Source organism: Sphingomonas nostoxanthinifaciens (assembly GCF_019930585.1).
Lineage (GTDB): Bacteria > Pseudomonadota > Alphaproteobacteria > Sphingomonadales > Sphingomonadaceae > Sphingomonas_I > Sphingomonas_I nostoxanthinifaciens.
On the sequence record NZ_CP082839.1, the window covers coordinates 2,485,682 to 2,500,686 of the forward strand.

The window sequence follows — 15,005 nt, forward strand, 5'->3', positions numbered from 1 at the left end:
CCATATCGCCACGCGAGACAGGGGTCGTTTCGCCCAGGCGACCATTCTCATTGTTCGATAACGCCGGATCTGCAAACGGGTAATATGATTTCTGAACAACGCACCTTTCTTATCGACGCCGACGGCATCGTGCGCGGGCTGACCAACCGGGCAGACCGCATGCGGATGCCACATGTGCCTTGCAGTTCAGCGCGTGCTGCTAGCGTGGCGCGGAGCACCTGATGGGCGAGATTCTCTGCCTCAATGCCGGGTCGTCGAGCCTGAAGTTCGCGGTTTTCGCTTCTGTCCCGGTGGCTCGGCGGATTGTCGCAGGCCAGATCGAGGATATCGGCCTCGAACCGCATCTGATCCTGCGCGACGCAGAAGGCGCGACAATCGCAGAACAACGCTGGCCCGAGGCCAACAAAGCCACGCATGAGACCCTCCTTGTAACTCTGCTGGATCAAATCGAAGAACAGTTCGCCAGGGAGCTGGTCGCCGTGGGCCACCGAGTCGTGCATGGCGGCTCGGACTTTACCGCACCGGTGCGGATCGACTCCGATGTGCTTTCACGCCTTGATGCGCTTTGTCCACTAGCGCCGCTACACCAATCCCACAATCTATCTGCGGTCCGAACGATCATGGCCGCGCGCCCCGGCTTGCCTCAGATCGCCTGCTTCGACACGGCCTTCCATCATGGGCAACCCGCAGTTGCCACGCGCCTCGCGTTGCCTCGCGTCCTCACGGCGGCAGGCATGCGGCGCTATGGTTTTCATGGTATCTCGTATGAGTATATTGCCCGTCGACTGGGCGAGTTAGATCCGCGCTTCGGCGGACGCGTCATCGTCGCGCATCTTGGTAATGGCGCGAGCCTTTGCGCTATGCAAAACGGACGAAGCGTCGATACCACAATGGGTTTTACCGCGCTGGACGGCCTTGTGATGGGCACCCGTTGCGGCGCGCTCGATCCCGGCGCCGTGCTTTTTCTCCTTCAAGAGAAAAACATGATCCCCGATGCTGTCGAACATCTGCTCTATAACGAATCCGGTTTGCTCGGTGTCTCAGGCCTGTCCAGTGACATGCGCGTGTTGCTCGATAGCGATGCCCCGTTCGCACGCGAGGCGATTGAGCTGTTCGTTTGGCAAATTGCGCGCCAAGCTAGCGCACTCATCGCCTCGCTCGGCGGACTGGACGGGCTCGTGTTCACGGCCGGTATCGGGGAGAACGCGCCGGCAATCCGTTCGCTCGTCGGCCAGCGCCTTGGATGGCTGGGTCTGGAGATCGACGAGAAGGCAAATGATAGAGGGGATCCCGTTATCAGCGCACCTTCCAGCCGCGTTACAGTTCGCGTCATCCCGACAGATGAGGAACGGATGATTGCGTTCCATACCGCCGAGCGGATTGGTTGCGCGCGGACCATGGCCAAGAATTGAAACAACCTCAGGTCCGTGGTCGAGCCACGGCCGACCTAAACGGATCAAGCGGGTAATCGAGAATGCCGGGTCGCGTCGATGGAATGGTCATTTTGCCCTAGATCAAAGGCGTTGGCGAAAGACTCGAGCAGGATTGCAACAGGACGCGAGCATCCCCTCCCTGCTCGCGGGAACGGACCTTTCCCGCCCGGCACGTCCGGGCGGGTTTTTGTTCACGCACTAAGCTTGGACAAGCGCTTCCGCAGCATCGCAATATAAAAGGATTTCACACGTCGGGCATTCGGCATCGGGAGGCGTACGTGCGCGAACAAAACAGCGACCGACTATTCCCAAGTGAAGAAGCGCTTGTGGGCGGCGGACTGAATTTAGCAGCGCAAATCTGAGTTGCTGATTCCGCGAGCACTGCTGCCACTATGTCGTCGACGGTACTAACGTCCGCATGACAGTCGAGCGCGCCGGGTCGAATTGTCGCGGCCAACCGAGCATAGGACGCCCAGTGGGTGTTAAATCCAATATCGCCGATCGGCGCAAAGTAATCCCTGCTCCGCCAGGAGCGCCAGATTTGCCTCGACGCTGTCACCATCGGGAAAGATACAACCATATCGCCTATGCCATGACGTGGTTCGGGCTGGGCGACCTTTCCTTGATCAGAGCGACGGTGGTGCTTCAGATGCAATCGTCGGACGAAACGCGGTTGCGGCCCAATGATGCGGATAAGATGTGTGCCGCCCAGGATACCTGCTTGTGGGGCAAGGAGGCGGAAGAGGCCGCCGACGTGCCGCACGTCATGACCTTAGTAGATTCCCGGAAGGCGCGCCCGTGCTCAGCAGCTTACGGCCTGCAGGAAGGAGCCACCTATGCCACATCCGCCTGCTTTCTATAGCCCACGGCACGTCATTGTGCTCGCACACCCGAGCCGTAACAGCTTCAACGGTCTGATTGCCGACGCATATTGCGACGCCGTGCGCTCTTGCGGTCAGGAAGCCATTGTGCGGGATCTTTACGGTATCGGTTTCGACCCCGTGCTCAAGGAACACGAGCGACCCGGTCGACAAAGCTTCGTGCCCTCGAAAGACGTCGAAGCCGAGCATGACGCGATCAGGGGCAGTGACGTCTTCGTGATGGTATACCCGATTTGGTTCGGCATGCCGCCAGCTATGATGAAGGGCTATGTCGACCGCGTTCTCGGCGCGGGGGTTACGCCACAGGGCGTCCGAGATCGGACCGCCATGACGCTGATGAAAGGGCAACGGCTCGTCAACATCACATCGTCGGGAGCGAGCAAGAAATGGCTTAACGCGCAGGACCAAATAGAGTCCTTGCGGAGCGTGCTCGGCCGCTATCTGCTACACGCCTTCCAGATAAGTGACTATCAGGATATTCATTTCGGAGAGACTGTGGAAGGACTGGATCAGGAGTATGTTGACCAGAACTTACGGGTCGTCGACGACCGCGCGCGCAGGATTTGCGCGACCATCACCGCCGAGCGAGCAGCGCAAGCATCGCGAGGCAATGATCTTCCTGCCCATAGAGCGGGCAAATAACCGGCCGAGACGGCTCCGGTCAGGAGAAACTAATGTCTCAGCAAGCCTTCGCCTCGCCCCGTCACGTTGTCGTGCTCGCGCACCCGAACGCCGACAGCTTTAATGCCAGCGTGGTCCGTACCTATTGCGAGACTGCCTGCTCATGTGGGCAAGAGACGATCGTTCGCGATCTCTACGCGATGGATTTCAACCCGGTTCTAACGGACGACGAACGGCCTCAGAAGCAAGGCGTTCGGCTGTCGCCAGACGTCGAGGCCGAACTGGCAGTTATTCGCGGCGCGGACATCTATACTTTTGTGTATCCCATCTGGTTCGCCATGCCCCCCGCAATGATGATCGGCTACATTGACCGTGTGATTGGAGCGGGCGTCACAGCGCGTGCGATCCAAGATCGTGCAGGGGAAAGCGTGCTGAGTGGACAGCATATGCTTAACATCACGAGCTCGGCCACGCGCGACGTCTGGCTCGATGAGCAAGGTCAGGTCCAATCGCTTCGAACCTTGGTTGGCGACTATCTTCGCAACGCCCTCGCCGCGCGTTCGTGCGAACATCTCCATCTCGGCGGAGTCGTCGAAGGAAATTCAAAGCGCTTCGTCGATCAGGCTCTTTATGAAGTGTTCGAACGCGCGAGGAAGGTTTGTGCCATGCTCGCGGCGGAGCGGCACGCGGGATCGAACAGGCAATTCTCAGCGGATCGCAGCTGACAGCGGCGAACCACTTCCGGTTGCAGCGTTGCCATATAGAACACGCAGACTTGGGCTGCCTAAAACAGGTTGATGGAACACTTATGACCGAGGTCGCAAATCCAGGTTTTACCCACTCCGACGCCGTAGGCCCGCTCGATCGAGATGAACTACGCTGGACGGACGCGTGGTGGCGGGCCGCCAATTACCTGAACGTTGGACAAATCTATCTCTCGGCCAATCCGCTGCTGCGTGAACCGCTGACGGTCGACCATATCAAGCCGAGGTTGCTTGGCCATTGGGGCACCTCACCGGGTCTCAATCTTGTTTATGTCCACCTCAACCGGCTGATCCGCAAATATGCGCTTGATGCGATCTATATGGCTGGGCCGGGCCATGGCGGCCCCGCCCTCATCGCCAACGTCTGGCTGGAAGGAAGCTATACCGACTTCTACCCGACAATCACGCGGGACGAACCTGGAATGCTTCGCCTGTTCCGCCAATTTTCGACACCGGGCGGAGTGCCGAGCCACGTCAGCGTCCCGACACCTGGATCGATCCATGAGGGCGGCGAACTCGGATATGTGCTCCTCCACGCCTTTGGGGCGGTCATGGACAATCCCGACCTGTTAGTGGCGGCGGTGGTTGGAGACGGCGAATCTGAGACTGGCCCCTTGGCCGGAAGCTGGAAGGGCGTCGATTTCCTCAATCCGATCCGCGACGGTGCGGTGCTGCCGATCCTCCATCTCAACGGCCATAAGATATCCGGCCCGACCGTTTGGGCGCGTCATAGTGACGCCGATCTTGCCAAGTTTTTCGAAGGCCAGGGTTATGCGCCGGTTTTTGTTGAGGGCGAAGATCCGGTCCTCGTTCATCAACAGTTTGCCGGGGCATTGGAGACGGCAGTTCTGCAGATCCGAGATATCCAGAGCCACGCTCGCGCGGACGGCTTGAAGGACCGTCCGGTCTGGCCGCTGATCGTGCTGAGGACGCCGAAAGGGTGGACGGGTCCCAAAGTCGTTGATGGCGTGAAAATCGAAGGCACGTTTCGCGCGCATCAGGTTCCGGTCTCCGAAGTGCGGTCAAATCCTGAACATCTTCGTATCCTGGAAGACTGGATGCGAAGTTATCGTCCCGACGAGTTGTTCGATGCTCGGGGGCGGCTCCAGCCTGAGATCGCTGCGCTGGCGCCGGAGGGCGACCGGCGCATGGGCTCCAATCCGCAGGCCAACGGCGGCCTTTTGACCAAAGCTCTCAAGCTTCCGACTTATAGCGACTATCAAATCCGGTTCGTCCGACGCGCCGCGGAGCGGCTCGGATCCACCGCCGTTCTTGGCCAGTATCTGCGCGATATCTATCGCGATAATCCCCACAATTTTCGTCTTTTTTGCCCAGACGAAACCAATTCGAACCGGCTGGGCGCGGTCTTCGACGTTACCGATCGCTGCCTTGTGAGCGAGATCGAAACCGGTGACGACCACATATCCCATGATGGCCGCGTGATGGAGGTATTGAGCGAGCATTGCTGCCATGGTTGGCTTGAAGGCTACACCCTGACCGGCCGGCACGGCTTGTTTGCGACCTACGAAGCTTTTGCGATGATCATCGATTCCATGGCGATGCAGCATGCCAAGTGGATTGAACATGCCCGCCGTGTGTCTTGGCGGGCTGATGTTCCCTCACTCAACTATTTGCTCACGTCAACCTGCTGGCGCAACGACCATAATGGCTTCAGTCATCAGGGGCCTGGTTTCATTGATACAATCATTCACCGCAAACCAGTGGTTGCGCGTGTATATCTTCCGCCGGACGCCAATTGCCTGCTATCGGTCGCCGATCACTGCTTCCAGAGCCGCAACTATTTGAACCTTATAGTCATCGACAAGCAGCCGCAGCTGCAATGGCTGACGATGGAGGAGGCCGACGCGCATTGCGCGCGAGGAGTGAGCATCTGGGACATGTACAGCAACCAGGCCGACACGCCAGACATCGTCCTTGCTTGCGCCGGAGACGTTCCAACACAGGAGACCATCGCAGCGGCCTGGATGTTGAGGCGCTTCGCCCCCGATCTCAAGGTGCGGGTTGTCAATGTCGTCGATCTCATGCGGCTCTGCCCGGCCGATCGACATCCGCATGGGATGAGCGATGCAGACTTCATTGAAATTTTCACAGGCAATGTCCCCGTGGTGTTGGCTTTTCACGGCTATCCCGGTGTCATCCACGATCTCCTGCATGGGCGATCCGCGCATGACCGTTTCCACGTTCGCGGCTATTTGGAAGAAGGCACCACCACCACGCCTTTTGACATGGTAGTTCTCAATGAGATGAGCCGGCTTCACCTTTGCCTCGATGTCCTCCGCTACGTGCCAGGTGCGCTTGCGGCCAATGGTGCGCTGGTGCGCCACTGCAATGACCTGCTCGAACGGCACGAAACCTATATCCGAGAGCATTTCGACGACCTTCCCGAAATCAGGGACTGGATCTGGTCCGACCGAGACGACGAGGGCGACAACTGTATCGCATATCCGCAGTCCGGTTTACGAACCGATTTCTGATCCAAAAAGGGTAGCGCAACAGGAGGATCGATCGGCACCTTAACCGTGTTTGCGTCCGTAACCTGCGGCATTCTACAGCGTGTCATTGGGTTGTTTCTTTTGCTCCACTATGAACGGATATGTTGCTTTCGCGCTCGCTTTTCCAGCGAATGCCGACCCACGCAAGGCATTCCACTAGGATCCCTCGGGATCCAACGCTCCAACAGCAAGGGAAAGCGCCGCTTTTTCTTGAATCTCGGCGCTGAGGACATTTCTTGATTCCAGTCGATGGCAGATTAGGGCTTGCCGATCGGGCCTCGGGATAGCGCCCCAGCTCGCTGAGCGGCCCGATTTGTTGGCTAATGTGTTGCGATATATACGGCGACACCGCTCATGAGCGCCATAACCGCCGCCTCATCCCAATATGTCAGATGGAAATGCCCAATCGGGCTCCTAGCATAGATGGCCATAGCAATATCGATAACGCTGGCTATGCCGAACAGAATACTTAGAGTTAGTGCAATGCCGTGGCGCCACTGCGGTAGCGCAAAGGCAATCAAGATGGCCGTTTAAGCGCAAAACGTCGGATGGCAGATCGATTGGCGGGGGTCATCCTGCCGCGGTATGACCGCGCTTAGGCGTCGGGCAATCGGGAAATTACCTATATCGCCGCGATGAGATATCGAAGACTCAGCCATCATCCGCAACCTTACGTCACTCAGGTTCTCAAGAAAGCGAGTGGGTCGTTGCCAACCTCAACTAATGTCGACTTGATGCTTGTTGCAGGTAGCGGCCCGCCGTTTTGGATGTCACGCCCAGGCATCCGAAAAGCTTGTAAGCCGTTCTCACTTGCACGGGCATGATGCGGCATGTCCCACCGTTTCCTAGTAGAGCCGCCAAGTTGCCGGTTGCAGCCCCGCTCAGAGACAGGAGCTTTACCCTCACAATCCGCGGCCAATCTGTGATCGCCTGCAGCAATTCGGGATGCACGGTTATCCTGCTCATGGCAGCTGTTGGAAAGCGCCCCGGGCCGAGCTTATGTCGATGGTGAGGGATCCGGTCTGCGGGATGACCATCGACGCGGCGGCGACGCCGCACCGCGCCGATTACAACGGTCAAACCTACCAATTCTGCAGTGCGGGCTGTCGCTCGAAGTTCGCAGCCTTGCCGGCGAAATATGTCAATGCCAAGCTCGCTCAAGTACCTTCACCTGCGCCGGCCTCGGTTTGGACGTGTCCGATGCATGCCGAGATCCGACGTCCGGGACCCGGATCATGCCCGATCTGCGGGATGGCGCTCGAGCCCGCGGAGCCTAGCGCCGACGAAGGCCCCAGCGCCGAACTGGCCGATTTCACCCGCCGATTATGGGTGAGCGCCGTGCTTGCGGTACCAATCCTGCTGCTGTCGATGGGCGCTGAGATGACGGGGCTGCATCTCGTCCCGAAGCTCTGGTCGTCATGGATGCAGCTCGCGCTGACCGCGCCAATCGTGCTGTGGGCAGGCTTGCCCTTTTTCCAGCGCGGTTGGGCATCGCTTGAGAGCCGCCGCTTCAACATGTTCACGCTGATCGCGGTCGGGGTCGGCGCGGCGTTCCTGTACAGCTTAGTCGCAACCGTCGTGCCCGGCGCATTCCCTGCAAGCATTCGCGTGCATGGTGGAACGGTTCCCGTCTATTATGAGGCGGCCGGCGTCGTGGTTGCGCTCGTGCTGCTCGGTCAGGTGCTAGAATTGCGCGCCCGTGCGGCAACTGGCCGGGCAATACGCGCACTGCTCAATCTGGCCCCCAAGACTGCGCGGCGCATCGCCGCGGACGGGGCCGAAAGCGACGTATTGCTGGGTGCGGTCGCAACGGGAGATCACCTGCGCGTGCGACCGGGCGAAGCAATCCCGGTCGATGGCGTGGTCCTTGCTGGCCGGTCTTCGGTCGATGAATCGATGCTCACCGGCGAGCCCGCTCCAGTGCCAAAAGCGCCCGGCGCGGCACTGACCGGAGGCGCGGTTAACGGCACCGGCAGCCTAATCATGGAGGCAAAGGCGATCGGCTCCGAGACTATGCTCGCCCGCATTGTCTCGATGGTGGCTGAGGCACAGCGCAGCCGAGCACCCATCCAGGCCGTGGCTGACCGGATCTCCGCGTGGTTCGTGCCGTTGGTGCTATTCGTTGCGGTCCTGACGTTCGTCGTCTGGAATTTGATCGGCCCGGAACCGCGCTTTGGCCACGCTCTGTTAAACGCCATCGCCGTCCTCATAATCGCCTGTCCCTGCGCACTTGGTCTCGCCACGCCAATGTCGATCATGGTGGGCACCGGACGCGGCGCTAAAGCGGGTGTGCTTGTCAAGAATGCCGAAGCACTGCAAGCTCTCGACTCCGTAGACACGCTGGTGATGGACAAGACCGGCACGCTGACCGAGGGCAAACCGAAACTGGTCGCGGTAGAGCCGGTACAAGGGTTCGCGAGTGCCGAACTCTTGGTACTGGCGGCGGCCGTCGAAGCTCGATCGGAGCATCCGCTTGCTGCGGCGATTCTCGCCGGTGCGCGTGAGCGCGGGCTTGCCTTTGAATCGGTCGAGAACTTCGATTCCCAAACGGGGACAGGCATCAGCGGCACAGTTGGCGGCCGCTTGGTTGTCGTTGGTAATGTTGCGCAGATGCGCCATGTCGGGGCATCGGTCGATACCCTGGCATTGCGGGCCGAACAGCACCGCAGCGACGGTGCGGGCGTGATACTAATTGCAGTCGACGGGCGCGCTGCAGGACTGATCGTCGTCGCCGACCCGATCAAGCCTTCAGCCCGCGAGGCCATCGCCGCGCTGCGCGCGGAGGGGCTGCGCATCGTGATGCTGACCGGCGACGGACGCGGTACTGCGCAAGCGGTGGCGAACGCCATCGGCGGGATCGATGAGGTCCATGCTGATCTCCGCCCCGCCGATAAGGCCGGGATAGTAAGCGAACTTAAGGCGAAGGGCGCACGGGTGGCGATGGCGGGCGACGGCATCAACGACGCGCCCGCACTCGCCGCCGCCGACGTTGGCGTGGCGATGGGCACTGGGACCGACGTCGCGATTGAGAGCGCTGGACTAACGCTGACCAAAGGCGACCTGTCAGCGATGGTCCGCGCACGGCGCCTTGCCCGCGCGACGATGGCAAACATTCGCCAGAACCTGTTCTTCTCCTTTTTGTTTAATGGCGTCGGCATACCGATTGCGGCAGGTGTACTTTATCCAATAGCCGGGATTCTTCTGTCTCCGATGTTAGCAGGGGCTGCGATGGCGCTATCGTCGTTTATCGTGGTCGCAAACGCGCTTCGATTGAATAATGTACGCCTCGAGAAGTGACCAACGACTATTAGCGAAACTGCGACACGTGCATTTCCGCAACAAACAATATCCGCTTAGAAATATTGAAGTGATTTCTGCAAGCGTTCGCCTTCATCCCAATCCCGCGGTCTTGGCAGACCTCACTGTGACCGCAGGCGGAGACATCGGGCCGCTTATGCCCGGACGTGTCGGGAGCGGCGGCGCCGAAGGAAGGCAATGATCGACGGCGACGCAGTCGCGATGGAAGCGGCGCATACCGTTCCGCTATAGAAACGGATCGAAACGGTGTTGGGTGCGTGACCTCCCCCGCAGCACGGTTGAGGCAAGTTTTTGCGTCATAAGCCTCAGGCGACCAAGGGAAGAGCATCTGCCATGACAGTGGGCCGCATATCGCATTCAACTCTAGCCCGGCGCGTCACGACCGCCGATGAAGCGGCTTCGTTCATTTCCGATGGCATGACCGTGGGGATGAGCGGCTTCACGGGTTCGGGCTATCCCAAAGCGGTGCCCGCCGCTCTCGCCGCGCGTATCGAGGCCGAGCATACAGCCGGCAAGCGAATGCGTGTGAGGGTCTGGACTGGTGCCTCGACCGGCCCCGAGCTGGACGGCGCGCTCGCCAAGGCGGACGGCATCGAGTTCCGCCTGCCCTACAATTCCGATCCGATTGCTCGCGAGCGGATCAATCGTGGCGAGATGGATTATCTCGACATGCATCTAAGCCAGGTCGCGCCTGTCGCCTGGCAGGGCTTCCTTGGGCCCCTCGACGTCGCCGTAATCGAAGTGTCTGGGATCCGTGAGGATGGCAGCCTCATCCCGTCCTCATCGGTTGGCAACAACAAAACCTGGCTCGATCGCGCGCATGGTGTGATCCTAGAGGTGAACAGGTGGCAGAACCCGGCACTCGAAGGGATGCATGATATCTATTATGGTACTGCATTGCCTCCGCATCGCATTCCGATCCCGCTCGTGCGCGCCGACGACCGGATCGGCGAGCCCTGGTTCCGGTGCGACCCGGACAAGATCCTGGCGGTCGTCGAGACCGATGCGCCCGATCGCAACGCGCCTTTCTCGCCGCCTGATGTAGCGGCTTCAGCCATCGCGGGACATCTCCTCGAATTCCTGACGCATGAGGTTGGTCGCCGTCGGCTGCCGCCTTCGCTGCTGCCGCTCCAATCCGGCGTTGGCAACATCGCCAACGCCGTCCTGACCGGCCTGCTCAACAGCCCGTTCGAGGACATGAAGGCTTATACCGAAGTGATCCAGGACGGCATGTTGGATCTTCTGGATGCGGGCAAGCTGCGCTTGGCGTCGGCCACCGCCTTCTCGCTGAGCCCCGAGGCGGCGGCACGGATCAATGCCGACATGGGCCAATATCGAGACCGGATGATCCTGCGCCCGCAGGAGATCAGCAATCACCCCGAACTGATCCGTCGGCTCGGCTGCATCGCGATGAACGGGCTCATCGAAGCCGACATCTACGGCAACGTCAATTCGACGCACGTGATGGGGTCGCGCATCCAGAACGGCATCGGCGGCTCGGGAGATTTCGCCCGCAATGCCTATATCTCCGTCTTCATGACGCCCTCAACCGTCAAGGATGGTGCGATCTCGGCGATCGTACCGCATGTCAGCCATGTGGATCATATCACACAGGACGTGCAGGTGATCGTGACCGAGCAGGGCTTGGCCGATCTGCGTGGTCTCAGCCCAAAGCAGCGCGCAGAACTGGTCATCGAACGCTGCGCCCATCCGGATTACCGGCCGGCATTGCGCGACTATTATCGGCGGGCCAAAGCCGGCTCTTACGGACTACAGGCCCCCATGCTGCCAGGTGAGGCGCTGGCCTGGCACCAGCGCTATATCGATACGGGCACCATGCGGGCCTGATCGAGAACAACATACCGTTCCGGTATGTTTCGAAACGAAGACAATGTTGGCGCAAAAGGGGTCAAGCGCGCATCTGCGCGGTGCCGGCTAACGGTCAGGCACCACCAGGACGCAAGCCATGTTCACGCTGAAGATCGCCTCTCTTTCCCTCATCGTCACTGCGGGCCTGCTGGCCGTGCCGGCTTTCGCCGAAACGGCCGCTATCCCGAGCTTCCGGTCGATCGAGTTGAGTGCCTACCCCGCCGCGATGGTGGATGACGTGCGCGCCGGCCTGGCCGCCCGTCTTCCGGCGGGTAGCTCGATTGACGATGCACGTGCACTTCTTCGCGGCTCCGGTGCGCATTGCCGGGTGCCGAAGGCGGACGGCGGAATGCGCTGCCGCTACAACGACATCCATATGCAGGACGACATCATGCAGGACGTCAGCTGGACGGTGGATTTCCGGACGGCGGACGACAAGGTCGCCTCCTTCACCGTCGCGCGCGACCCGGCTTCCGACTGATTGCGCGATCAACCTCCCCTGGGTCCCGCGAAACCCCGCTCTTTAATTTCGTGGCTCCTGCCCATGGCGAGCGGCCGGCCGTCCTCTGAAAAGAGGGCGGTCGGCCGTAACCGTCTTGTCGACGCCTTCTTCTCGCTGAAGACGCTCGCGGCCGCCTTTCTGGCTTATTACATCTCGCTCCGGATCGGGCTGGAGCGGCCCTACTGGTCGGTAATTACGTGCTACATCGTCGCCCAGCCGCTGGCCGGTGCGCTGCTTTCCAAGGGCCTGTTCCGCCTAATCGGCACCGTCATCGGTGCCGGCATGGCGGTCGTACTGGTGCCCAACCTGGTCAATACGCCCGAACTGCTGAGCATGGCGCTCGCGGTTTGGCTCGGCACCTGCACCTACGTCGCGGCGCTGGATCGGACGCCGCGCTCCTACATTTCGCTGCTGGCCGGCTACAGCGCGGTGATTGTGGGCTTTCCGTCCGTCGACACGCCCGGCGAGATTTTCATCGTCGCCCTATCGCGCGTGCAGGAGATCGGTATCGGGATCGTCTGCGTGTCCCTGGTGCATGCGCTGCTGTTTCCCCGTCCTGTCTGGCGGCAGGTGCGCGATCGCCTGGACCTGATCCTCGCTGACGCCGAAGCCTGGTCACTCGACGCGCTCGCTACGCCGGCCGCACCCGATGCGGTTCTTTGGCGGGACCGGCGGCGATTGGCGAACGATCTTCACGATCTGCACCTGCTGTCGGTCCATCTTCCCTACGACATGGCCAGCACCGTTATAGAGCCCGCCAGCTTGCGCAGCGTCGAGATGCAGCTCGGCAGGCTCTTGCCGCTCGCTAGCGCCGTCGAGGATCGTATCGAGGCCTTGCGGCAAGAGGATGCCTATACCTCACCGCTCACCGATCTGATCGAGGATGTTCGTGACTGGGTTGCGCGCGAGGCTCCGGGAGACGGCCTGCCGCTGATCGAGCGGGCCTGTGCACTGGAACCTACTCTGGATGCGCCGGAGGGCTGGGCGCAGCTGGTCCGCCTGAGTTTGTTAGACCGGCTAGCCGATCTGATCGAGACCCATGCCACCGTTCGCCAGTTGCGCAACCGGCTTGTCCGTGGCGCTTCTTCGGGGAGCCCTACCGCATCGATCCGCCCGCGCGACGCAGCGCGGCGGGTGCTTCACCGTGATCATTGGATGGCCTTGCGCGCCGCGGCGACGACGTCACTGACCGTCATCGCCGGCTGCACCTTCTGGATCGTCACCGCTTGGCCCGATGGTGCCACTGCGGTCGTGAGTGCCGCGATCATCTGCGCGCTCTTCAGCCATCTGGACGCACCGCTGCGTGCCGCGCGACGCGTGTTCCACGGAACCATTGGTGCGGCCATCGTCGCGGGTTTGTGCGCCTTCGTCCTGATGCCACGCGCCACCGATTTCGTGATACTCTGCCTGGTTCTGTCGCCTTTCCTCTTCCTGCTCGGCTGGTTGCTCGCTCGACCCAACAGGGCGCCATACGGGATCGGCGCAGTGCTGGCCTTTCCGGGATTAGCAGGCCTGAATGCGACCTATGGCAGTATGTTCGCAACGTTCGCGAACCAGGCAATCGCGCAGGTTCTCGGCTCGCTCGTGGCCTGTTTGATGCTGGGTGCGGTGCGCGCCACCGGTGCGGAAGGCACCGCGCGAAGGCTGGCCCGCGCGGGCTGGCGCGAACTCGCTCGCAAAACGGAGACAAGATCGGAGCCTGATACGCCGGCCTGGATCAGCCGCACACTCGATCGCATGGTGCTGCTCAGCCCGCACCTTGCCAATCTGGCGGAAGCCACATCGGAGGAACGGGACCGACTGCGCGACCTGCGGATCGGGATGGCGCTTGACGAACTTCAACGCGTTGGGATGAGCGTCGGCGAGCGGCAGGTGCGGCGCAACGATCTATTGAAGAACAGGCTGCGCGACCGATTCGTGTCCGCGCAGCGCATCGGTGTCCTGGAGACCGATCCTGCTTTGCAGCGTCTGCTCGACCGAACCCTTGCTAGCGCGAATGCTCTGCCGCCCTCGGCAGGCAAACGCAGTCTGTTGCTGGCGCTCGTCGGTCTTTCGCGCAACCTGTCGCCTTTGGCCTGAACTGTTATACCAATGGGGTCTATGGCGATCGATATACGGCAGCTACGATACTTTCTGGCAGTTGCGGCGGAGCGCAGCTTCACGCAGGGCGCTCGGCGGCTGAACATGGCGCAGGCACCGCTCAGTAAGCGCATCCAGGAGCTTGAGGAGGAATTGTCTGTCCAGCTCTTCGATCGAGAGAGCCGGCCCATCGCGCTGACGGCCGCCGGCAGGCTGTTGCAGGAGGAAGCGCTCCGCGTCGTGCGAGGGCTGGACCAGCTTCAGGCGACGATGCGGCGTTTCATCGCGGCTGAGCGACCGCGCTTCGTCATCGGGCTCGTGCCCTCCACCCTCTATGGGCGGCTGCCCGAAATCATTGCGCGGCTTCGCAAGGAGACCAGCGGGGTCGACATCGTCCTCGCCGAGATGGACAGCCTCGATCAGGTGGCGGCCTTGAAGGACGGGCGCATCGACGTCGGTTTCGATCGCATCATCGTGGATGATCCATGGGTCGTCCACATGGTTCTTCGAGAGGAGCCAATCGTTGCCGCGCTCCCTTACGGGCATGAATTTCTCGTGCGAGGCGGTGGCGTAAGTCTGGGTGAAATCGCAACTCTGCCGCTGATCGTGTACCCCGGCACACCCCGACCCAGCTATGCCGACCTGACCCTATCCTTCTTTCAGAACCGCGATTTAATGCCGGCGGGGATCATCGAGGTCAGAGAGCTGCAGACGGCGCTGGTGATGGTCGCGTCGGGCGCCGGGGCCTGCCTGATCCCGGAATCGGTCCAGCGCCTTGCGCGATCCGACATTGGTTATGCAGTGATGGAGGAAACCGTGACGGCTCCCTTCCTCCTCCGCCGCCGAATAGGGGAAATCCCGGATACCCTCCAGAAACTGATGCGCCTCTACGACTGAAGTGACCGTCGGGCAGATCGACCTATTCCTGGCATGACATACCTCTCCGGTATGATGTCAGAGGAAGACGATGTTGGTCTGCTCGCCAGGGGCGGCGCATGGCGGCCGTCGAACCGGCAGATGTGGAT

General features: G+C 61.0%; 9 protein-coding genes. All 9 read left to right on the forward strand.

The annotated features are described in order from the left end of the window. Nucleotides 1-221: 221 nt before the first annotated feature. Nucleotides 222-1,412 carry an acetate/propionate family kinase gene (locus tag K8P63_RS11820; protein WP_223796233.1) on the forward strand — a complete coding sequence of 397 codons (1,191 nt, stop codon included), beginning with the start codon at nucleotides 222-224 and terminating at the stop codon, nucleotides 1,410-1,412. A gap of 857 nt (nucleotides 1,413-2,269) precedes the next feature. Then, nucleotides 2,270-2,956: an NAD(P)H-dependent oxidoreductase gene (locus K8P63_RS11825; RefSeq protein WP_223796234.1), complete on the forward strand. Its 687-nt coding sequence runs from the start codon at nucleotides 2,270-2,272 to the stop codon at nucleotides 2,954-2,956. A gap of 32 nt (nucleotides 2,957-2,988) precedes the next feature. After that, a complete protein-coding gene (locus K8P63_RS11830) occupies nucleotides 2,989-3,660 on the forward strand; it encodes an NAD(P)H-dependent oxidoreductase (RefSeq protein WP_223796235.1) in 672 nt (223 codons plus the stop codon). A gap of 83 nt (nucleotides 3,661-3,743) precedes the next feature. Beyond that, on the forward strand, nucleotides 3,744-6,194 hold the full coding sequence (locus K8P63_RS11835; protein ID WP_223796236.1) for a phosphoketolase family protein: 2,451 nt from the start codon (nucleotides 3,744-3,746) through the stop codon (nucleotides 6,192-6,194). A gap of 1,017 nt (nucleotides 6,195-7,211) precedes the next feature. After that, nucleotides 7,212-9,509 (forward strand): heavy metal translocating P-type ATPase, encoded by a 2,298-nt coding sequence (locus tag K8P63_RS11840; protein ID WP_223796237.1) that lies wholly within the window; start codon nucleotides 7,212-7,214, stop codon nucleotides 9,507-9,509. Nucleotides 9,510-9,863: 354 nt separating this feature from the next. Further along, nucleotides 9,864-11,378: an acetyl-CoA hydrolase/transferase family protein gene (locus K8P63_RS11845; RefSeq protein ID WP_223796238.1), complete on the forward strand. Its 1,515-nt coding sequence runs from the start codon at nucleotides 9,864-9,866 to the stop codon at nucleotides 11,376-11,378. Nucleotides 11,379-11,496: 118 nt separating this feature from the next. Continuing rightward, nucleotides 11,497-11,880, forward strand: a complete 384-nt coding sequence (locus K8P63_RS11850) for a hypothetical protein (protein WP_223796239.1) — start codon at nucleotides 11,497-11,499, stop codon at nucleotides 11,878-11,880. Nucleotides 11,881-11,943: 63 nt separating this feature from the next. Next, a complete protein-coding gene (locus K8P63_RS11855) occupies nucleotides 11,944-13,980 on the forward strand; it encodes an FUSC family protein (RefSeq protein ID WP_223796240.1) in 2,037 nt (678 codons plus the stop codon). Nucleotides 13,981-14,001: 21 nt separating this feature from the next. Continuing rightward, nucleotides 14,002-14,877: a LysR family transcriptional regulator gene (locus K8P63_RS11860; RefSeq protein ID WP_223796241.1), complete on the forward strand. Its 876-nt coding sequence runs from the start codon at nucleotides 14,002-14,004 to the stop codon at nucleotides 14,875-14,877. The last annotated feature ends 128 nt before the right edge of the window (nucleotides 14,878-15,005 follow it).